Below are 21945 nucleotides of genomic sequence, written 5' to 3' on the forward strand. Positions count from 1 at the left end.
AATATATCACATTCCAACACACTCCATTCTAGAAAATCAGTGACCTTTATGATAAAATAGTCCCATGAAAATAAATACAGCTTTGGGTATTCTAGCAGGAAAAAGTTCCCAGTTCATTTTGAAAAAACTAGGACGTGGTACTACCCTGCCTGGAAAAATTGCCCTCAAATTCGATAAACATATTTTAGATAGTTTGGCTAAGGATTATGAAGTCGTTGTTGTGACAGGTACTAACGGTAAGACCCTGACCACCGCCCTGACAGTTGGCATCCTCCAAGAAGCCTTTGGAGAAATTACGACCAATACCAGCGGCGCCAATATGATTACAGGGATTACAGCCACCTTTTTATCTGCCAAGAAAAATAAAAATGGCAAGAAGATTGCCGTCTTGGAGATTGATGAAGCCAGTCTGGCCCGTGTCACCGACTTTATCAAGCCTAGCCTGATTGTCTTCACCAATATCTTCCGCGACCAAATGGACCGCTATGGTGAGATTTATACCACCTACCAGATGATTTTGGACGGGGCTGCAAAAGCTCCGCAGGCAACTATTTTGGCCAATGGTGATAGTCCGCTTTTTAACTCGACGAACGTTATCAATCCAGTAAAATACTACGGTTTTGCAACGGAAGAGCATGAGCCTCGCCTGGCCCATTACAATACAGAAGGCGTTCTCTGCCCACATTGCCACCAGATTATCCAGTACAAGCTCAATACCTACGCTAACTTGGGTAGCTATATCTGTACCAACTGTGGCTTTAGCCGACCTGAGCTGGACTATAAGTTGACAGACTTGAAAGAAATCACCAATACTTCTTCTACCTTTGCCATTGATGGTCAGGATTACAAAATCAACATCGGAGGCCTCTACAACATCTACAATGCCCTAGCAGCTGTCAGCGTAGCAGAATTTTTCGGTGTATCTCCTGAGAAAATCAAGGCAGGATTTGACAAATCCAAGGCAGTCTTTGGTCGCCAAGAAACCTTTAAGTTGGGTGATAAAGATTGTACATTGGTCTTGATTAAAAACCCTGTCGGTGCAACCCAGGCCATTGAAATGATGAAACTGGCTCCATACGATTTTAGCCTGTCCGTCCTTCTCAATGCCAACTACGCTGACGGAATTGATACCAGCTGGATTTGGGACGCTGACTTTGAACAAATCACTCAAATGGACATTCCACAAGTCTTTGCAGGCGGTGTTCGTTCGTCTGAAATTGCCCGTCGCCTCCGTGTGACTGGCTATCCTGAGAACCAGATTACTGAAACACCAAAACTAGAAGACATCATGACCTTGATTGAGCAATCGAGTAGCCAACATGCTTATATTTTAGCCACTTATACAGCTATGCTGGAATTCCGCGACCTGCTGGCTCAACGCCAAGCAGTTGGAAAGGAGATGAAATAATGGTCTATACGTCATTAAAAAGTCCTGAAAAAGACTACACTTACGATCTCCACATCGCTCACCTCTACGGTGATTTGATGAACACCTACGGTGACAATGGCAATATCCTCATGCTCAAGTATGTGGCTGAAAAGCTGGGGGCTCGTGTTCAGGTGGACATCGTTTCGCTGACAGATGAATTTGATAAAAATTTCTACGACATCGCCTTTTTCGGTGGTGGTCAGGACTATGAACAATCCATTCTTGCAAAAGATTTACCGACAAAAAAAGACAGCCTAGCAGATTTTATCGAAAACGATGGCGTCATGCTAGCTATCTGCGGTGGCTTCCAGTTGCTCGGTCAATATTATATTGAAGCTGGCGGTCGCAAGATTGACGGTCTAGGAATCATGGGCCACTACACCCTCAACCAGACCAACAACCGTTACATCGGTGACATCAAAATTCACAATGATGAATTCAACGAAACCTACTACGGTTTTGAAAACCACCAAGGCCGTACCTTCCTAGCTGACAACCAAAAACCGCTGGGCAAGGTCGTCTATGGCAATGGCAACAATAAGGAAGACGGTGGCGAAGGCCTACATTACAAAAACACCTTCGGCAGCTACTTCCACGGACCAATCCTCTCTCGCAATGCCAACCTAGCCTACCGCCTAGTCACAACTGCCCTCCGCAAAAAATACGGACAAGACATCCAACTTGCCAGCTACGCTGACATCCTCAGCAAAGAAGTCGCTGAAGAATATGGCGATGTGAAAAGCAAGGCAGAATTTGAAGGATAAATATAATAAAGCACTAAATTTAACCATCAACCTTTATTGCATCCCATAATAAAACTATTAAAAGGACTAAGTTTATTATGAAGTACTTTTTTAGCCAGTTTTGATATACAAATATATATTGGAAGAAATAGCTAAAGTTGGTTTATCTCAAATTTTGGGGATTGCAGCTATGTTTCATTAATCAGTATTTCATAAAAATAAAATAACACATCCCTGCAATGTACTGACCCCCAAAAGTTAGATAAATAAATAATGGAAGGATTTAGTTCTGTATTACATAACACTAAGTCCTTTTAGTTTTGTTTTGATTCATTAGTTGTTGTAATAATAGATATAGTTTGTAATGGCTTGCTCGAGTTTATCCATTGATTAGAAAGATTTCTCAGATCTATAAAACATCCTAGAGTTCGATATAGTTACGTCTATAAATTTTTCAAGAAAGTAAGAACGGCCTTGTACCTCTTTAAATGAGGGACAAGGCCGTTGCTAATTCTATTAGTAATCCAATGTCAAATTGATGGCAAATTTTATAAATTAAAAGGTACAATTATTATATATCTTTTTATAGTACCACTATTCTTCTGAAACATTCTCAGTATCCAATGTATCAAATGAAATTGAGACATTTTCATCAGGGGCTGAGATAACTAAAAAACTACTTTTAGTTGTACCATTTCCGGCATATCCAACATAATACGTATCGTATATATAGCCCGAAATAGTTGAATTAAATGTATTATAACTTTCATCTGGAACAACATTATTATCTGAATCAACGTTGAAAGTCGCATATCGAATTGTTTCTTCAACAACTGTATTACCGGTAGAATCCGTTTCTACAGTAGCTTTAACAGGTCTATTTAATAGATCATCAATTGATATTTTAGTTGATAATGAGTTATATTCTAAGATTTCACTAAAATGGGCTTCAGCACTTTGTCGAACCAATTCTTTAATCTCACTGTTACTCTTGTCTTTCAGAAATGATAAGGTCAGAGGTTCCTCTCCAGGCAGACTACCAACATGATAAACATCCATCTTTCCATTTTTTGTTAAATAAACCGTTTCAATTTTATCATCTTTTGAAAGTTGATAGTCATCATTTGAATCTTCAATAACATACCAAATATTTTCAACATTCTCATTAGCCTTTTGCACAAACGCAAAATTATTTCCTTCTGACACACTTTGCGATGAACTCGAAGTTGTTTGATTTGATGAACAAGCTACCAAAAATGAAATAGATAATCCACCAATAAAAAGCTTAGAATATAAACTACTTTTTTTCATTTGAATCTCCTTTTTCTGAAGATAGATTTAAATCTATCTGATACTGGTCATTATACTATACATTTTTTTTTGCAAGAGTTTCAATGAATAATGAGATTTATTTCTCTAATAAGTCAAACTAATAAAATGGCAAAGCTTACCCAACGATTCCGAGAAAAAAATCGAAAAGATTGTCTATAAGATTTCAATTTTCAAGATTAAAGGCAAAATTATAAATACTTGAGCACTTGAAAATCTCGTCTCTACAAAACTCTAATAAACTTGAATAACGAACTCGCTAATTATTAATAAAATACCTGATAGTAACTAATTATATATTCAAACAATCAATTCAAAATCATTTAACAAAGGCTTTTTCATCTATATTCTCCCAACCAAAAGCAGTCCCTCAATCGTAATCTCCGTCAGCTGACTCAAATCCAGCTTGGACTGGTCTACTTGGAAAAAGAGGGGTGTCATGTCTGCCAAAATTTGGGAGTGGTCTTCTGTAATCGGCAGGGTCCGACTGACTAGCACTTGCTCCACCTGCCCCAGGTAAGACTTGAAATGGTCCACGATATCCTGGTTGTCATAGGATTCCTTGCGGAGTTGGTCTTTGGCTAAATGGCGGAGCTCCTTGAGGTGATTGGGGCCTGGGACTAATTTTAGAATAGCTCCACCAGCTTTCAGCACTCTGGCAAATTCCTGATAATTGGCTGGGGAAAAGATGTCCAAGATGCCGTCAATGGTCTTATCTTGAATAGGTAACTTGGTCAAGTCACCGACAAACCATTTGACCGACTTGGTCCTGTTAGATTTGGCTGCCAAGAGAATAGAATCCTTGGAAATATCAAAAGCAAGAATGTCCAAGTCCATTTTCTCAGCTAACTTACGGGAATAAAAGCCCTCTCCACAGCCGATGTCTAGGACAGAACATAACCCCAGCTCTGCTATTTTTCCCTCCAAAGCCTCGTAGAGATGGTCGTAATAGCCCGCCTCTAAAAAGGCCTGGCGGTTTTCAAAGCTAGACTTGTGGTAGTTGGCGGACTGCTTGACTTGGGGTGCCAGATTGACATAGCCCTGCTTGGCGATGTCAAAGGTGTGGCGGTTGGGACAGCGGAGGCTGTTGAGGTCAAGGTCTAGAGCCTGCCCACAATGTGGACAGGCAAAAAATTGGTCGCTATTGGCAAAACGTTGGTGTTTGGTCATGAAAATCTATCCTCTTTCTTCATCTATTCCAAGAAAAGTATCCAAGATAAACTCCCTATCTAGTTTGTCTATATCTTTTTTATCAATTTGATGTCCGTAGGAATAACTAGAAATAGGCTTTGCTATTGACTCTACCCAGAAGAGCTTATCAAAATCGGAATAAATGTCATAGCTAAGGACTTTTCTACGAGTTTCATCTCTATCAAAACAAACTAATTGGCACTGGACAGCTGAAGGATAGGTTTCAAAATATTGGGACAATTTTGTCTGAATCAGTTTGGATAATTTATTAAATCGTAAGTTATCTTCGAGTGTTTCTGTATTCTGTTGGATCATCTTATTTCTTACCCCATCTGCTCAGATAATTCTTCCCATTCTTCCATGAGACTTTCTTGTTGGCTGGTCAGTTGGTCGATTTCTTTCTGGTAATCGGTCAATTGGCCGATGTCGTTGGTTTCTAGCATGGCTTGGTTGAGCTCGCTCAGGTGGTTTTCGATGTTGTCAATTTCTGCCTCGATTTGCTCGATGCGGCGGGCCAGTTTGCGTTGCTCTTTTTGGTTTTCCTTTTGGGCTTGGTAGTCCATGGCTCCGGCTGATTGGCTGGTGCTTTCTAGCTGGTCAGGCTGGGATTCTACTTCCAGCTCTGCCTTTTTCTCTAAATAATAATCATAGTCGCCCAAGTAGAGCGTGGAGCCCGTTTCCGAGATTTCTAGCACCTTGGTGGCTACGCGGTTGATGAAATAGCGGTCGTGGCTGACAAAGAGCAGGGTTCCGTCAAAGTCGATTAGGGCATTTTCCAGGACCTCCTTGCTGTCGATGTCCAGGTGGTTGGTCGGCTCGTCGAGGATGAGGAAGTTGTTGTTTTCCATGGACAGCTTAGCGAGGAGCAGGCGGGCTTTTTCCCCACCAGACAGCATGGACACGGACTTTTTGACATCATCTCCTGAGAAGAGGAACGCTCCAAGGCGGTTGCGGATCTCCACTTCAGGCGTAGTCGGAAAGGCTGACCAGAGCTCCTCCAAGACTGTATTGGAAGGTGTTAGGGCTGACTGGGTCTGGTCGTAGTAACCCACTTCCACATTGGCACCTAGCTTGGTTTCCCCTTTGATAAATGGCAGAGCTCCGATGATGGATTTGAGTAGGGTAGTTTTTCCGATTCCATTGGGACCGACAATGGCAATAGCATCTAGCTTGCGTTGGTCAATAGAAATGGGCTGAGAAAGGATATCCCCATCGTAACCCACCGCAGCATTTTCCACTGTCAAGACGATATTTCCTGAAGTCTTGTCCGACTGGAAGGTCATGTTAGCAGACTTGTTATGGGCAGTTGGCTTGTCCAATCGGTCCATCTTTTCCAATTTTTTCCGTCGAGCCTGGGCACGCTTGGTGGTCGAAGCACGGACGATATTTTTCTGGACAAAGTCTTCTAACTTAGCAATTTCCTTCTGCTGCTTTTCATAGTTTTGCAATTCCGTTTGCAACTTCTGCTCTTTAAGCTCAACAAACTGAGAATAATTGCCCACATAGCGATCCAAGGAATGCTTGGTCAAGTCCAGTGTCAGTGTCGCCACCTTGTCCAAGAAATAGCGGTCATGGCTGACGATAATCAAGGCTCCCTTGTAATGCACTAGGTAGTTTTCCAGCCAAGCAATCGTGTCGATGTCCAGGTGGTTGGTCGGCTCGTCCAGGACCAAGAGTTCTGGGCTTTCAAGAAGCATTTTTGCCAGAGCAAGTCGAGTATTCTGACCGCCGGAGAGTTCGGAGATCTTCATGTCCCACATGGTCTGGTCAAACTTAAAACCATTCAAAATGGCACGGATGTCTGCCTCATAGCTAAAACCACCTGCCAGACGAAATTCCTCCGACAGACTATCATAGGTCTTCATGAGCTGGTCGAGTTCATTACCAGAAAGACTGCCCATTTGCTCTTCCATAGACCGCAGGCGTTTCTCCGTCATCCGCAGATCGTCAAAGACATGGAGCATTTCATCGTAAATAGTATTTGCCGACTCAAAACGGCTGTCCTGTGCCAGATAGGAGAGGGACAAATCACGCTTGGTTGAAATCTCTCCGCTTGTCGCTGCTTCTTCCCCGACAAGGATTTTGAGCAGAGTAGACTTGCCTGCTCCATTTTTTCCGACAAGGGCAATCCGATCCCGCTCGTCCACTTGAATGTTGATATTGTTAAATAAAACTTCGCCCGCAAAAGAGCGTTCAATCTTGTTTCCACTTAAAATAATCATAAAAATATTGTACCATAATTTAGGGTAACAGTGCGGAATCCTTTTTCTGATTTCAGCAAAAAAACAGCGACTTTACCGTCACTGTCCTTCTCAAAAAATATTTAGACCAAACCGCTAAGCAATTCCTTATTCTGCCAAAGTAGATAAAGACCACCGCCGATAATAATCAGCATGATGACAAACTTAATCAAGCCCTTGACAAAGCGGATGACCAACATCAATATCATAGATACAATCAGCCATCCCCAAGCGGAAGAATTGAGTAAGGTTTGCATACTCTCTAGACTTGCACCTGTCCAGGCCTTGATAGGTTCGGGGATTTTATCAAACCAAGTACTATCTATACCAATTTGTTCCATAATCGAATGGCTGGTAGACTGCATCCATGCAAAGATCCCAGCATTATAAAGAAAGAGCAGAGCTTGCTCAGGATAACGTTTTATTGTGTTTGTAATTGTTCGAAGCATATTTTCCCTTCTATTCTGAATACAAGGCAAGGACCGCATCAATATCTGCCTGCTGAATACCATGATTTGAACCTGCCGATTCCATAACAGAGGTCTGACTATCTTCATGATCTAGGTCAATAGCATGGCCCAATTCATGCTCAGCTGTATGGATAATTCTATCCATATCATAACCATATTGGTCGTTTAATAAATAAAAACTATTCAGACGCACTGTTACAGAGCTATAATAATTGGTTAATAAGTTAGTCGTTGAATTGGCCTCACCTGCTGCCTGGGTATTTCCATCATTCATCTCAGTCGCAATAATATCAGCCTGATTTGGATCACTTGTCATCACAAAAGTGAAGGCCCCTGTCGCATTCCAATTTGCAATGGCTATTTCATAGGCAGCTACAAATGTTGGATTCTGAGTTTCAATGTAAACAGTCGCAGTATTGCTTTCCCATCGACCATGATCAGCTGTATTGACCGTATCAGTCGTCAGGTGCTTAATGGTATTAACACCTTCTTCAATCGTCACTTCAGACTGTCCTTTGACCATCAATTGCACTTCTTGAGCTAGTGTTTGTAACATCTGAGGCGCTGCTTCCTGTTGAAAATAGAATAATAGACCTAGACCACAAGCCAATAACACCATTGATAACCAAATCAGACCCCAAAATGTCCGCCAAATCCACCGTAGAATATTTACAATAAGTTTCATAGACTATACCTCTTTCTAGAAATAGGTTTTAGTATAGCCATAATTTCTGAAACTTTTCTTAAAAACTAGGACAGTCTTTCTTCCAATTTGAAATCAATTGGCAACCAAGCCAATACTTTCTCAATCTGCTGATTCCAGTAGTACCACTCATGTTTACCAGGTCCGAAACTCGCCTCTATATCACATCCCAGCTCTTTCAACTCCCCAACTGCCTTTTGATGCCCTTCAAAGAGAAAATCTTCCTCACCACACCAGGCATAAAATTTGGTCTTTTTATCGGATTGTTTAGCAATTTCTAACAAATTATTTGGATTCTGTTTATCAGAAATGTCACCAAATACTCCTCGCCAATACGAAAGACTTCCCAATTCTGCTGTCGCTGGATTATCAAAATCAAAATACAATGCCCCTGAAAGCGAAGCTGCATGTGAAAAACGATTGGTCATCATGGCAATCTTGAAAGTCCCATAACCACCCATAGACAAACCAGTGATAAAATTCTTCTCCCGCTTGTCAGACATATTTGGGAAAAATCGTTTGAGAATTTGAGGCAACTCTACTGCAATGGCATCGAAGTAATTCATACCGTAAGTGGTATTGGTATACCAACCTTTATCTGTATTGACCATAACCACGATAAGATTGGTATAACGAACCAACCGTTCCACTGTAGAACGATTCAGCCAGGAATCCTGATTGCCTCCCATACCGTGCAAAAGATATAGGACAGGAATGTCGTTGTCATCAGGATTTTCCACACGATTGCGATCTGGATATAAAACCGTAACCTGTCTAGACATATCTAGAGCTTCTGAGTGGTATTCAATTTTCATTATTGCCATAAATCTTCTCCTTATGGTAAAGAGCCTGAGTTTCCCTCGGCTCTTCTTATGTATTATAAATCAGCTTACTTGACTTCCATAATTACCGGCAAAATAGCTGGGCGACGTTTAGTTTGGTCAAAGAGGAATTTTGCTAAATCATCGCGAACAGCACTCTTAAGCTCTGCCCAGTCAAAGCTATCTTTTGTAAAATAATTTTCCACCGTTGTATTCACCAATTCTGATGCCTCACGCAAGATGTCCTTGCTCTTTTTCACGTAGACAAAACCACGAGTATTGACCTTGGCTTTAGAAATGATTTTTTTCTCACGGCGGTTGACAGTGATAGCCACGATAAAGATACCGTCTTCTGAGAGGATTTTACGGTCACGAAGGACGATATTTCCAACATCGCCCATGGCATTTCCGTCAATCATGACATCACCAGCAGGAACCGCTCCGCTATGGACAAAATCCCCCTCTTCAAAAGCCATGACATCCCCACGCTTAACGATGATAATGTTTTCTGGATACATACCGATTTCAAGCGCAGCCTTAGCGTGAGCATCCAATTGACGATACTCCCCTTGAACTGGGAAAAGATATTTAGGCTTCATGATGTTGAGCATGAGCTGCAAATCACGCGCATTCCCATGCCCAGAGACGCGAAGATTCTTTGTGATAGATTTTACGGTACCACCAGCCTTGTAAATCAAATTCTCCACACGAGCAACAACCGCTTCTTTTGAAATACTTGGAGTGGTAACAATATAAACTAGATCACCTTCTTTGATTTCAACGTAGCGATGTCTACCGATAGACATTTTACGCAATCCATTTAACGGCTCGCCCATACGACCAGTTTCTAAAATAATCAATTCATGGTCTTCATACTTGTTCATATCCTTTGGTTTTACCAACAAGCGTTCGCTGACCAAACGAAGTTTTTTCAATTGAATCGCTGTTCGGACAATGTTTTCCACATCATGTCCTGTCAACACGACACGACGACCAGTTGCTTCTGCTGCATCAAAAATCTGTTGAATACGTACAATATTGCTGGCAACTGCTGCCACAATAACACGCCCATCACAGTCAGCAATCGTATTGAGAATTTCCTCCCCAGCCTCATGCATGCTAGCTACTTGAACATTGCTATCTGCATTTGCTGAGTCTGACAAGAGGGCCAACACACCTTCGTTACCGATTTCAGCTAATCGCCCAAAATCCGTACGATAAAACTTATCTGCCGCCTGGTCAAACTTAAAGTCACCCGTGTAGACAATATTTCCTTCATCCGTCTTAACGACAATTCCTAAACTCTCTGGAATAGAGTGGGTCGTCTGAAAGAAAGATACCACTGAATCCCCGAAATCAATTTCAGTTTCAGCATTGATAACATGGAAATCATTAAATTTCTTAGTAGCATTATTCCCCTTGACAAGTAGCTTAGCCAATTCGATAGTCAAGTGCGAACCAAATACTGGCACTTTCACTTTCTCCAAGAGATAAGGAAGCGCTCCGATAGCATCTGCATGCCCGTGAGATAAAAAGACCCCTGCTACACGATGCTTATTTTCTTCCAAATAATCGAAATTTGGGACGACTACATCCACACCTAACTGTTCATTCTCAGGATACTTTGCCCCTGCATCCAAAACAAAAATATGTTCATTCACTTCGGCAATGTACAGGTTTTTTCCATTTTCCCGCACACCCCCAAGAGCCATAATTTTAATTGTACTCATCTTTACTCCTTTTGGACATCCCACAGGTGTCCATTTTATTTTTCTTACCAACGGTCCTTGGGAGTTCCAAGTCGAATTACAGTCTGCTATGTCGGAGTTCTATTTGCAAAAGACACACGTTGGTTCAAAATTATATTCAACCATCAACGCAACTTTTAAATAGAAATACCTAAATAGCTATCGCTTCTATTATACATTTTTTCAAGAAAATTTACAAAAAACTCCGCTGAAAATCAACGAAGTTCTACATATACATTAGTAACCATGTCCCTTATGTTCCCACTCACCACCAACATTCCGCACTAAAATCCATTTCCAATCCGTATGGGTACTATTAGGCTCTAAGGTGGGCTCTGCCCCCTCAGCTGCTACCTTAAAAGACGAAGTTAGGATAATAGCTTCCTCTGCACCATAGTGCTCCGCCCACTCATCAAATTCCTTTTCATTATCACCACTATAACCGATAGTCAGCAATTTACAACTGTTAAAATGGTGATCAAAGTAATCTTGAACTACAAGAATAGCCGCCTCAATCTCTTTTTCCGTATACAATTCTGATTGTTCCATCGGTTCAATCTCTGCCTGATAAGCTGCTCCTGTCCGACATCCTACCAAAAAAAGACAACACAACAGACTACAAATAGCTAAACATTTTCTCATCTTTATTACCCCAAGTCAACAATCGTTGCTGAAAAGCCAATCTCTTCGACAAAACGCAAAACATCCTCTGTCTTTACAAAAATTGTTTTCGTATTAACATTGGGGTGGAAGGTTAGAATGGGTTCGGATAGGATTTCTTTATCAAAAAAGACTTGAATATCCTTATCAACATTATGTAACAAGCCAAAAACAGATACCACACCCGCAGGCAAGTGCATTTTTTCCATCAAGCTATCACTCGAGGCCATCCGAATCCGGTTGGCTCCCACCAAATCACGAAACTGGTCCATATCCAGCTGCTTCTGGTCATCCATGATCAGTAAATAAAATGCAGTCTTTTTCTTATTAGTCAGAAACATGGACTTGGTCCGTACTCCTTCTACCCCTTCAATGTAACGGTCTGCTTCCTCAGTTGTCAGAGCTGGTGGATGCTCTACAACGATGTAGTCCATTCCCAAGTCAGCTAAGCTTTCAAAAACCAATTTATCCATGACAGCACCTCTCGACATATTTAGTATATTATACTGCTTTTTAACTAAAAATTCAAAGGATAATAAAAGCCTGGATTACTCCAGACTTTCGTCAGACAGATTGCCATATGTCGATAATCAATCTTCCCAATACTCTTCAACATTTGTCACACTCTGAGGGATACCAATTAACTGAATATCAAATTTTAAGGAAGGTTCCACTCTCGAAGAGGCATTATGAATACGGAAACTGATGGACCAACCATTATCCATAATCAACTCCAGAGTATTTTTAGAACCTCTCTTATAATCTAAAGAGAAAATTCTTGTTGGTAAAACCGTCGATAATCCCTTGACTTTTGTCTTTGGTCGTATGGATTGATAGTTTGTAGATAGAGCATCATTTAGATTAAATGCTTGAACAATCGTTTTTCGCTCCTTATCCTTTGCGATGACTTTATAAAAATCTTTTCGCCCTAGTAGATACTCAATTAGAAGTTTGGGGACTTCCTGATGTTGCTCATATAGACGAAGTAACTCAAATTTAAAAGCTTCAAGAACAGGTAAATAAATCTCCACCTCTTTATTTTCAAACATAGTCCACTTATGTTGCTCGGCTTTATCAAGGTGCTTGGTTTCATCCCTCAAAGTTGCTAACCTAGTGAATACAGGCTTGATGGCTTCAAAGTAATCGTTAGAAACTGGAATCCCCAACCATTTCAAACCAAAATCTATGTCATTGGATAGCCTAGAATGTTTTAGGGCGTGATGATTATGTTTACAAGAAATTCCAATCTCCCAATCAGTTTCCCCTTTGATAAATACAATATCCCTAACATCACCATCTCCACCACTTTTATCAACTAAAATGGATAAGGTCACTAATTCCTGTCCATTAGAAAGATTTGGTTCTGCCTTTAAAATAGTATTTAGACTCGCCTTAGCTGCTTGAAACATATTTCCCTGTAAAATGCCATCTAATTTTTGGAAATTATCTTGTGCAGTTAGATAGGCCTTGCTCTCTTCAATTTCACATCTCATACCCAATTCTGTCAAAGCCTTGTAAAAAGTTGTAATACAAGCATATTCAAATCCTTTTCCTTGTACTGTCTGCTTAGCCATTCTACTACTCCTATATATTTTTATTACCTTTATTATCCCACAATAGTTTATACTGGCCAAGTTTATTTTTTTTTGTTATACTTGTAAAGTATATATTCAGTTGGGAGTTCTTATGAAAAAAACAAACAAGCAATTTATATCTTCATCCACCTTCACTGTAGAAGAGATTGAAGAAATATTACAGGCTAAAATCAAAGAAGAAACTCAAAAAGTCGAAGATGCCATTACTCAAGAGGAAAAAGATAAGGAACAAGCTGTTATTGATACTATTCAATACGATGAAAGCAAAATCAATATTGTTTCCCTCTTTAGTGGCTGTGGTGGACTTGATTTAGGTGTCGAATTAGCTGGCCTTGTTGCTCAGTACGGTCAAGAAAAAGCTTATCAACTATTCCAATCAAAGGTGTCCTATGATAGTCACAGAAACAAGCTTATCAATTTCATTTTTTCAAATGATTTATTTGAATCAGCAAATCAGTCTTACCTAAAAAACTTCCCTGATACGACTTACAAAAGTTCTAAAAATATCCAAAAAGTTTCCCTTTTTCCAAAATCCAATATCATGCTTGGAGGATTTCCTTGTCCCGGCTTTAGTGTTGCAGGTCCACGCTTGCTTGATGATGAGCGTAACTTCTTATACATTCATTACATCCGTGCACTTATGCAGTCAAAACCTGAGTTCTTTATTGCAGAAAATGTTAAAGGTCTAATGACTCTCGGAAAAGGAAAAGTGCTAGAACAAATTTCAGAAGACTTTGCAGCGGCTGGCTATGTCGTTACTGCTCACCTTGTAAATGCACGAGATTATGGAGTTCCACAATTAAGAGAACGTGTTTTTATTATTGGTGTAAGAAAAGATATTCAGAAGAAATTCAACTATGTCTATCAACTGCCACCTGCAACACACGGTCCAGAAAAAGAAAAATATGTGACACTCAAAGATGCAATTGGAGATTTACCTCTTGAACCAAGCGATGTCTTTGATTCAACATATTCTTCTATGTATATGAGCCGAAACCGTAAGAAATCTTGGGAAGAACAGAGCTTTACGATTCAAGCCAGTGCTAGACAAGCACCTCAACATCCCCACGGATTCCCTATGAAGAAAATAGATAAGGAAACATGGGTCTTTCAAGGAAAACATAATCGTAGACTATCTGTCAGAGAATGTGCTCGCATTCAAACATTTCCCGATTGGTTTGAATTTTCTAACGGAAATAAACTAAATGTAACAGAGAATCATCGATTAAATGAACAATATAAGCAAATAGGAAATGCTGTACCTGTTATGCTGGCTGAAAAAATTGCCAGACCTATAGTCGAATTTTACTACAAAAATATACTATAAAAAACAAGAATCCTGCCCAAACACAGGATTCTTTCTTTATCTTTATTGACACATAAACATCAAACTAATCAAACAACTTATAATAATCTTCCAGTTTCATCTTGGATTTTGCTTCAGCCGTTTGATCCTGAATAATCTGACCATTTTTCATGACAATCAAGCGATTACCGTGACGCAACGCATCTTCCATCTGGTGAGTGACCATGAGGGCCGTCATTCCCTTAGTCTCAATCAACTCGTCCGTTAATTGCATCAAGGATTGGCTGGTCTTAGGGTCGAGGGCTGCAGTATGCTCATCCAAGAGTAAAAGTTCAGGCTGTTTCAAACTCGCCATCAACAAACTCAATGCCTGGCGTTGACCACCTGATAAGAGCCCTGCTGGCGTGTCCAGATGTTTTTCTAGACCATTTCCCACTCTCGGCAAAAGCTGGGCAAATTCTTCCGTCTGTTGGGCCAATCTGCGTGGCACTAAGCCCCGTCCCTCGCCACGGTACTTAGCTATCAGTAGATTTTCTGCCACCGTCATCCGTGGCGCTGTACCCATTTTAGGATCTTGGAAAACACGTGACAGATACTTAGCACGTTTTTCTGCAGGCCAATTGGTCACGTCCTCACCAAGAATATGGACTGAACCACTAGTCAAGGGTAGGGTTCCAGCAATGACATTAAAGAGGGTTGACTTCCCAGCCCCATTTCCACCCAAAATGGTAATAAAATCACCCTGGTAGATGGTCAGATTGACATTATCCAAAATCACACGTTCTTCATCAAAACCGTTTGTCACCACCTTGGTGGCATTTTTTAATTCAACAATTGCTTTCATCGTGACAGACTGGCTCCTTTCAGAAGTTTATTTTTCAACTCAGGAACCATGAGGCAAGTAGCCAGAATCATGGCCGAGAAGATACGGAGGTAGCTGGTATTGATTCCCAAGGAAATCACTCCCAAAATCAAAAATTGATAGAAAATCGCTCCGACAACAATGGCCAAGAATCGTTCTAACATAGTAAGGTTACCATAAATTACCTCACCGATAATCAGACTAGCCATACCGACCACAATGACACCAATACCACGCGACACATCCGCATAGCCTTCTTGTTGTGCAATCAAGGCACCTGCAAGAGCGATGATCCCATTTGAAAGAACAAGACCTAGCAACTCCATTCGACTTGTATTGATACCAAAACTGCGAGCCATATCTGGATTATCCCCGGTTGCAATAAAGGCCTGTCCAAAGCGAGTATAGAGGAAGAACATCAAGGCACCAATCACCACCGCTAGGCTACCTAGACCTAGCAAGAGACCATTGACTTGCTCAGAAAAAGGAAGGAAATCTTGTAAACGTTTGGTATTCAGTAAGCCTAGATTTGCCCTACCCATGATAAATAGAATGACAGAGTGACAGGAAGACATGACCAAGATACCAGCTAGGAGAGTGGGAATTTTCCCCTTGGTATAAAGCAAGCCTGTGACAAAGCCCGCCAAACAGCCAACAAGAACTGCTGCTAGAGTAGCCAAGATAGGATGAACTCCTTGCGTCAATAAGGTAACAGCAACCGCTCCTCCAAGCGGGAAAGACCCCTCTGTCGTCATATCAGGAAAATTCAGAATCCGAAAGGTAACGAATATTCCCAAACCTAGTACAGCCCATAAAAGAGCCTGTGAAACTGTTGATACAATCATATTTTTCCTTTTCTCTTATCTCTTATTCAATAACCTTGCTTGCTTTACTAATCACATCATCTGACAAGGTAATTCCTAATTCTTTAGCAACTTTTTGGTTGACAACAACGGTACCCTCGTTAAAGATTTGTACAGGTGTATCCGCTGGATTGGCACCATCAAGAATTTTCGCAGCCATCTTACCAGTTGCCACACCCAAGTCATATTGGCTAAGGGTAACAGATGCGATACCTCCACCTTCTACCATGTCTTCTACGCTAGTGAAAATCGGAGTTTTGGTTTTATTTGCCACAGATACGACAGTTGAAAATGCTGAGGCAACTGTGTTGTCTACTGGTGTAAAGAGAACATCTGCTTTACTACTTGCGACCTCTACTGTCGCTGCAATTTCATTACTAGAAGCAACTGCATATTCAAGAACAGTATAGCCAGCCTCTTCTGCTGCTGCCTTAAATTCCGCTACTTGAATTTTTGAATTGTCCTCATTTGAAGAATAGAGGACACCGATAGTTTTAGCGTCTGGTGTAATTTCTTTAATGAGAGAAACTGCGTCTGCTACTGGTGTTTGGTCAGATACCCCTGTAATATTTCCACCAGGATTTTTCAAATCCGTCACCAGGTTGGCTCCGACTGGATCTGTTACAGCCCCCATGATAATGGGTAATTCTGTGGTTGCATTGGCAAGACTTTGTGCAGCAGGTGTTGCGATACCAATCAATAATTCATTGCCATTGTCCACCAATTTTTTACTCATGGTTTGAACCTGTGACTGATCACCTTCTGCATTCATAAAATCAATTTCTAAATTATCCGTTGTGGTATAACCACCTTCTTCAAGTCCTGCTTTGATTCCCTTGTAAATTTCGTCTAGTGAATCATGCGTCACAAATTGGAGGACCCCAATTTTGACTTTTTCTGTGCTATTCGTTGAATTGTTCTGTTCTTTTTGCGTCAAAAACAGGGCAGCAACTACCATAACAGTAAGGGCAACAATTGTAGCAAGTAAATTTTTATTTTTCAACATATTCATTCTCCTCGTAAAATACACAATATACAATTTCTACGTCATCAATATATTATCCCACCATCGCCATCGTTTCATCATGATTACCTCGTTTTGTTAATAATTGTCAAAGTAGATTGCTTTTAGATTAGGAACGGAGGCGCAGACATAACTCAAGTTAGGCAAGCCGAACGTGACGCAATATAAAAGCACTCTACGAAGACAAGGAAAAAGCCCCCGCAGGAAAAAACTTCCTGCGAGGGCGTCAATGACACGGTGCCACCTCACTTATGGGAATTGTCTAGAATCCTCCCATATCTCATCTCCTCTAACAAGGAGTTGCACTGTAAGGTGTGCGGACCGAACTATCATTGTTTTAAGTTCATTTGCGTGACTGTTTTGGCTAGTTACTTCGTTAACTCTCCTTGCTATACCGCCAGTATAAGCTGCGTCGACCTGCCTCGTACTCAGCCAAAACAGTCTACGCAAAGTATGCTATACCAAACAATCCTTGTGAATTTAGGGCATTTTAGGACTAGACAGTCGGGTGAAGGCAGTACTGGTGGTACGGCAAGACCGACTAACGACGTCATAAAATAGACATAAATGCACATCAGCCCATTTCATAAAACTCCGCCACCTGTTCTCAGCACCACAGGCTCCCTGAAGACTTCTGCTTTACTACTTCTTCTGATTACAGATGATTATACGGTATCAAAATCACTTTGTCAATACTTTTGATTAAATTTTCTGAAAACTTTTTAATACCTTAAGAGTCTATTTTGAGCTATTGCCCAGGATACTGCCATTGGATTGAATAACTTCTTTATACCAGTAAAATGATTTCTTTCTATATCTAGTTAGACTGCCGCTTCCATCATCATTTCTATCAACATAAATTAGTCCATATCTTTTAGATAATTGTGCGGTAGACATAGATACACAATCAATACAGCCCCAAGAAGTATAACCCATGACTTCTACGCCATCCTGTATCGCCTCCGCAACTTGTAAAAGGTGTTCTTGCATGTATTGAATTCGATAATCGTCATGAACAGTCAAACCACCAGCCTCATCCTTCACTAGCTGATCTTTAGCTCCCAAACCATTTTCAACAATGAATAAAGGAATCTGGTATCGATCATAATAACGATTTAGTGTCAATCTTAAACCAATTGGATCAATCTGCCAACCCCAATCAGAAGCTTCTAAATAAGGATTGACCAAACCACCCAAGATATTTCCTTTTCCAGATGAATATTTTGATGGATCTGCTGCCTGAGTAATACTCATATAATAACTGAAGGAGAGAAAATCAACCGTATTATTTTTTAATAACTCTTCATCACCTTCCACGAAAGTAATCTTTATGCCATTTTCTTTAAAGTATCTTTTGGCATAATTAGGATAATATCCTCTAACATGTATATCCGAAAATAAATAGTTCAAATTTTCATAGGCATGAGCCGCCCAAACATCTTCAGGATTGGGTGTCATTGGATAGGTCGGCATAGCTAAGACCATACAGCCAACCTTACAGTCCGGAATAATTTCATGAGCAATTTTGGTAACAAGACTAGAAGCTACAAGTTCATGGTGAATGGCCTGATATAAATCTTGTTTTGAAAGTTCTTCATTCGGCAAGTCAATTCCACCACTTGTAAAAGGCAGTTCTAAGACAGAATTGACCTCGTTAAATGTCAACCAGTACTTAACCTTATCTTTGTATCGTTCAAAAACTGTACGAGCAAATTTTTCAAAAAATTGAATCATTTTTCTATCCACCCAGCCATGATATTTCCTTGCAAGATACAGGGGAGTTTCATAGTGAGAAAGAGTTACAAGAGGCTCTATACCATTCTTTAGAAGTTCATCAAAAAGTTCATCATAAAACTGTAGCCCTTCTTCATTTGGAAATTCTTCATCTCCATTCGGAAATATTCTACTCCAAGCAATTGATGTTCTAAATACCTTAAATCCCAACTCTGAAAACAGGGCTATATCCTCCTTGTATCGATGGTAAAAATCAATAGCTTTTAATTTCAAATTATCTTCCGTTGGTTCTTGGGTAGCTTCACCCAGTCCACCATTGGGGAGAACATCTTGAACGGATAATCCTTTTCCTCCCTCATTATATGCACCTTCTACTTGGTTTGCAGCTACTGCTCCTCCCCATAAGAAATTGTCTGGAAAAATTGACATATACCCTCCTCGAATTATAAGACTGCTAATAAATCATCAGCATAGTTGACTTCCTCTTTTGTCGAAAGCAAGAGAACATCCAGATATTCCTGTGTATTTGTAACAACTACAGGAGTCACTATATCGTACCCTTCTGCGACAAGCATTTCTACATCCACTTCCAGCATCAATTGACCCTTTTCAACTTTTTCCCCATCTGAAACATGACTTACAAAACCTCTTCCTTTTAGCTCGACTGTTTCTAATCCAAAGTGGATAAGCAACTCTACCCCTTCATCACTTGTTAAACCGATTGCATGTTTTGTTGGAAAAAGACTAGTAACAGCCCCGTCAAATGGAGCATAGACTTTTCCATCCTTAGGGATAATTGCAACTCCTTCTCCAAGCATTTTTTTTGAAAATGTTGCATCATTTACTTTTTCTAAAGGGAGAATTTGACCTGAAAGAGGAGAGAAGACATTTTTTCTACTTGAAATGCCAGGTGCTACTTTTTCTAAATTAACTGTTGACGTTTCTTCATCGATACCTAGGAAATAGGCCAAAATAAATGTGACAATAATTGAAATTGCCGCAGCAATCATAGCGTTAGTAATGTTTGAAGCTGCTTCAGAGTAAATAAATTGTGGCAAAGCAATGAGAGAAGGTACTGCAAAAAGGTATGCTTTTACACCTGTCAAACCAACAAATAATCCTGCTAGACCACCACCAATCATTGCTGCATACAATGGTTTTTTATACTTTAGAGTAACACCATATAAAGCAGGCTCAGTGACACCAGCAAATAAAGCTGAAAATCCAGCTGCAAAGGCTATTTGTTTCGTGTTACTATTTTTACTCTTAAATGCAACTGCCATAGAAGCGGCACCTTGTGCCAAGTTAGAACCTAACATCGCTGGTAGAATCAGTACATCAGGTGTCGCGATTGAAGCTGCCAAGAAAATCGGTGCAAAAGCCCAGTGCATACCGGTCATAACGATAAATGGCATGATTGCTCCAAGAACTGCTAAAGTTAACCAACCAGCTACACCATGCATTTGTTCAACCAATTGCGATAATCCTTCACCAACAATAACGCCGAGAGGTCCAACAAGAACTAAAGCTATGAAACCTGAAACAAGCAGGACCAAGGTTGGCTGTAAGAAACTTTTCGTTACAGCTGGAGTGACCTTGTTAAAAACAGCTTCAATATACTTCATTAGCCAAACCATAATAAGAATTGGAATAACTGATGAACCATAGCTAGCAGGTGTAACAGGGGCACCTAAAAAATGAAGTGGATCACCTGTAGATACCATTTGAACAAAATTAGGATGTAGCAAAATACCAGCAACCGACATGGCTAAAGCAGGTGTAACTTTGAGTTTTTGTGAAGCTGAGTAGGCCAAAAAAATCGGCATAAAGTAATATGGTGCATCTCCAAAAAAGGCTAAAAATGAAATAGATTGGGAATCAGCTTTTAAAAGCCCCAACATCGGCAAGACAATGACTAGAACTTTTATCATACCTCCACCAAGCATAGCTGGAATAAGAGGTGTCATAGAGCCAGCGATATACTCGATGACTTGTTCTAAGACATTTGCTTTTTTAACCTGTTGAACTGAATCAGAATCAAATTTTCCTAATGCAGTAAATTCTTTATAGTAATTAGCTACATCATTACCTAAGATAATTTGATACTGTCCATTTTTCTTCATAATACCGAGTACTCCAGAAATGGATTTAACACGTTCATCGGACACGATATTCTCATCTTTCAATTCCAGTCGCAATCTAGTAACGCAGTGGGTTGCACGAAGAACATTCTTTTCTCCTCCGACTGCCTCTAGGATTGCCAATGCAGTATTCTTGTACTTCATAATAGACTCCTTATGATAAATTTTTTGTTAAACGCCGAATGTGAGCAATTAAATAGACTAGTTCACTTGGACTCAGTAGATAATCATATTCTAACCGAATAAAGTCCGCTACTCGAGTTCCACATTGGTACTCTCTTGGATACTTCTTTTTCATTAACTCTAAAAGATCCACATCATCTTCATCATGGTATTCATTCCCCTCTACCAAACGATGAGCAAACAATTTAACATGTGTGATGAATCGGTAATAATCAATAGAATCCTGATTGAATTCTGTAGAATAATAGTCTTGAATAATTTGTTCAATCTTCATGATAATTCCAGTAATACGATAAGATTCTTGAAAAATATTTTCCAAATTCGCATTGACAAAATGCAAAGCGATGAAGGCTGCTTCATCAACTGGGAGTTCGACATGTAAATCTTTTTTTATGATGGATAATGCTTTTTTCCCCAGTTCAAACTCCTCTTTATAATATTTGGCAATTTCCCATCTAAGAGGGTTCGTAACGACTACTCCTTCCTTATGTCTTTCTATACTAGAATTGATATGATCTGTCAAATTGATGTAAATAATCTCATCAAAATGATTTCCAAGTGTTATCTTGCCTAAATTTATTATTTTCTCACAAACATAAACCAATTCAATAGGAACATCGATAAATAGTTCCGTAAAGCGATTCATATTATCGCTATTCTTGAGCAAAAAACTTTTTTCTATCGAAGAAGGCGGGATCGCATCTCCAACCTTCTTTCCAAATGCAATTCCTTTACCAAACAACAAGATATCAACGTTCTTATTATTTTGTGCTATGACTGCATTATGATTTAATACACGCTTTATGATCATAAATTTTCCTTTAAACTTAAAATAAAAGAACCTACTTAAAAGAAATCGACATATATCGTATCGATTCATTTAAATAGGTTCCTGCTCGCCTT

20 protein-coding genes are annotated in these 21945 nt (G+C 40.0%); 3 read left to right on the forward strand and 17 right to left on the reverse strand.

Going from position 1 to position 21945, the window contains the following annotated elements; genetic code table 11:
* Positions 1-64 precede the first annotated feature (64 nt).
* Both murT and gatD read left to right on the forward strand, forming a co-directional pair.
* Positions 65-1408: a lipid II isoglutaminyl synthase subunit MurT gene (murT, locus tag ODU37_RS06630; protein WP_044691648.1), complete on the forward strand. Its 1344-nt coding sequence runs from the start codon at positions 65-67 to the stop codon at positions 1406-1408.
* The gene (gatD, locus tag ODU37_RS06635) at positions 1408-2193 is read left to right on the forward strand and encodes a lipid II isoglutaminyl synthase subunit GatD (protein ID WP_024413341.1); all 786 of its coding nucleotides are present in this window, start codon (positions 1408-1410) and stop codon (positions 2191-2193) included. Before murT ends, gatD begins: the two co-directional genes overlap by 1 nt.
* A gap of 573 nt (positions 2194-2766) precedes the next feature.
* Here the strand turns inward: gatD and ODU37_RS06640 are convergent.
* The 11 genes from ODU37_RS06640 to ODU37_RS06690 all read right to left on the reverse strand — a co-directional run bounded on the left by ODU37_RS06640 (position 2767) and on the right by ODU37_RS06690 (position 12908).
* Entirely contained in the window at positions 2767-3483 is a 717-nt protein-coding gene (locus tag ODU37_RS06640; protein WP_105158993.1) for a hypothetical protein, read from the reverse strand.
* Positions 3484-3843: 360 nt separating this feature from the next.
* Positions 3844-4671: a putative RNA methyltransferase gene (locus ODU37_RS06645; RefSeq protein WP_105158992.1), complete on the reverse strand. Its 828-nt coding sequence runs from the start codon at positions 4669-4671 to the stop codon at positions 3844-3846.
* Positions 4672-4677: 6 nt separating this feature from the next.
* Positions 4678-5007, reverse strand: a complete 330-nt coding sequence (locus ODU37_RS06650) for a hypothetical protein (RefSeq protein WP_002935667.1) — start codon at positions 5005-5007, stop codon at positions 4678-4680.
* 8 nt (positions 5008-5015) lie between these two features.
* Positions 5016-6914 carry an ABC-F family ATP-binding cassette domain-containing protein gene (locus tag ODU37_RS06655; protein WP_105159018.1) on the reverse strand — a complete coding sequence of 633 codons (1899 nt, stop codon included), beginning with the start codon at positions 6912-6914 and terminating at the stop codon, positions 5016-5018.
* Positions 6915-7015: 101 nt separating this feature from the next.
* On the reverse strand, positions 7016-7381 hold the full coding sequence (locus ODU37_RS06660; RefSeq protein WP_105105617.1) for a hypothetical protein: 366 nt from the start codon (positions 7379-7381) through the stop codon (positions 7016-7018).
* A 10-nt stretch (positions 7382-7391) separates the two neighbouring features.
* Positions 7392-8087, reverse strand: coding sequence for a M57 family metalloprotease (locus tag ODU37_RS06665; RefSeq protein ID WP_249562374.1), 696 nt, complete (start codon positions 8085-8087; stop codon positions 7392-7394).
* A gap of 65 nt (positions 8088-8152) precedes the next feature.
* The gene (locus tag ODU37_RS06670) at positions 8153-8929 is read right to left on the reverse strand and encodes an alpha/beta hydrolase family protein (RefSeq protein WP_249562375.1); all 777 of its coding nucleotides are present in this window, start codon (positions 8927-8929) and stop codon (positions 8153-8155) included.
* Positions 8930-8994: 65 nt separating this feature from the next.
* On the reverse strand, positions 8995-10656 hold the full coding sequence (locus ODU37_RS06675) for a ribonuclease J (RefSeq protein ID WP_002935677.1): 1662 nt from the start codon (positions 10654-10656) through the stop codon (positions 8995-8997).
* A gap of 255 nt (positions 10657-10911) precedes the next feature.
* A complete protein-coding gene (locus tag ODU37_RS06680) occupies positions 10912-11316 on the reverse strand; it encodes a hypothetical protein (RefSeq protein ID WP_248017635.1) in 405 nt (134 codons plus the stop codon).
* Positions 11317-11321: 5 nt separating this feature from the next.
* Positions 11322-11807 (reverse strand): prolyl-tRNA synthetase associated domain-containing protein, encoded by a 486-nt coding sequence (locus ODU37_RS06685; RefSeq protein WP_136581222.1) that lies wholly within the window; start codon positions 11805-11807, stop codon positions 11322-11324.
* Positions 11808-11924: 117 nt separating this feature from the next.
* Positions 11925-12908, reverse strand: a complete 984-nt coding sequence (locus ODU37_RS06690) for a HaeIII family restriction endonuclease (protein ID WP_024393670.1) — start codon at positions 12906-12908, stop codon at positions 11925-11927.
* A 112-nt stretch (positions 12909-13020) separates the two neighbouring features.
* Between ODU37_RS06690 and ODU37_RS06695 the strand changes: the two genes are divergently transcribed.
* Positions 13021-14256 (forward strand): DNA cytosine methyltransferase, encoded by a 1236-nt coding sequence (locus ODU37_RS06695; protein ID WP_024393671.1) that lies wholly within the window; start codon positions 13021-13023, stop codon positions 14254-14256.
* 64 nt (positions 14257-14320) lie between these two features.
* On the opposite strand, the gene ODU37_RS06700 is transcribed toward ODU37_RS06695, so the two are convergent.
* The 6 genes from ODU37_RS06700 to licT all read right to left on the reverse strand — a co-directional run bounded on the left by ODU37_RS06700 (position 14321) and on the right by licT (position 21853).
* The gene (locus tag ODU37_RS06700; RefSeq protein WP_024393672.1) at positions 14321-15079 is read right to left on the reverse strand and encodes an ABC transporter ATP-binding protein; all 759 of its coding nucleotides are present in this window, start codon (positions 15077-15079) and stop codon (positions 14321-14323) included.
* The gene (locus tag ODU37_RS06705; protein WP_249562377.1) at positions 15076-15942 is read right to left on the reverse strand and encodes an ABC transporter permease; all 867 of its coding nucleotides are present in this window, start codon (positions 15940-15942) and stop codon (positions 15076-15078) included. Before ODU37_RS06705 ends, ODU37_RS06700 begins: the two co-directional genes overlap by 4 nt.
* A 22-nt stretch (positions 15943-15964) precedes the next feature.
* Complete coding sequence (trpX, locus tag ODU37_RS06710) at positions 15965-16966, reverse strand: tryptophan ABC transporter substrate-binding protein (RefSeq protein ID WP_002935683.1); 1002 nt, start codon at positions 16964-16966, stop codon at positions 15965-15967.
* 756 nt (positions 16967-17722) lie between these two features.
* Positions 17723-19147: a glycoside hydrolase family 1 protein gene (locus tag ODU37_RS06715; RefSeq protein WP_249562378.1), complete on the reverse strand. Its 1425-nt coding sequence runs from the start codon at positions 19145-19147 to the stop codon at positions 17723-17725.
* A gap of 14 nt (positions 19148-19161) precedes the next feature.
* Positions 19162-21003 (reverse strand): beta-glucoside-specific PTS transporter subunit IIABC, encoded by a 1842-nt coding sequence (locus ODU37_RS06720; RefSeq protein WP_015647101.1) that lies wholly within the window; start codon positions 21001-21003, stop codon positions 19162-19164.
* Positions 21004-21013: 10 nt separating this feature from the next.
* On the reverse strand, positions 21014-21853 hold the full coding sequence (gene licT, locus ODU37_RS06725) for a BglG family transcription antiterminator LicT (protein ID WP_012775252.1): 840 nt from the start codon (positions 21851-21853) through the stop codon (positions 21014-21016).
* Positions 21854-21945 lie beyond the last annotated feature (92 nt).

This window comes from Streptococcus sp. 2021WUSS109 (assembly GCF_044427305.1).
Classification (GTDB): domain Bacteria; phylum Bacillota; class Bacilli; order Lactobacillales; family Streptococcaceae; genus Streptococcus; species Streptococcus suis.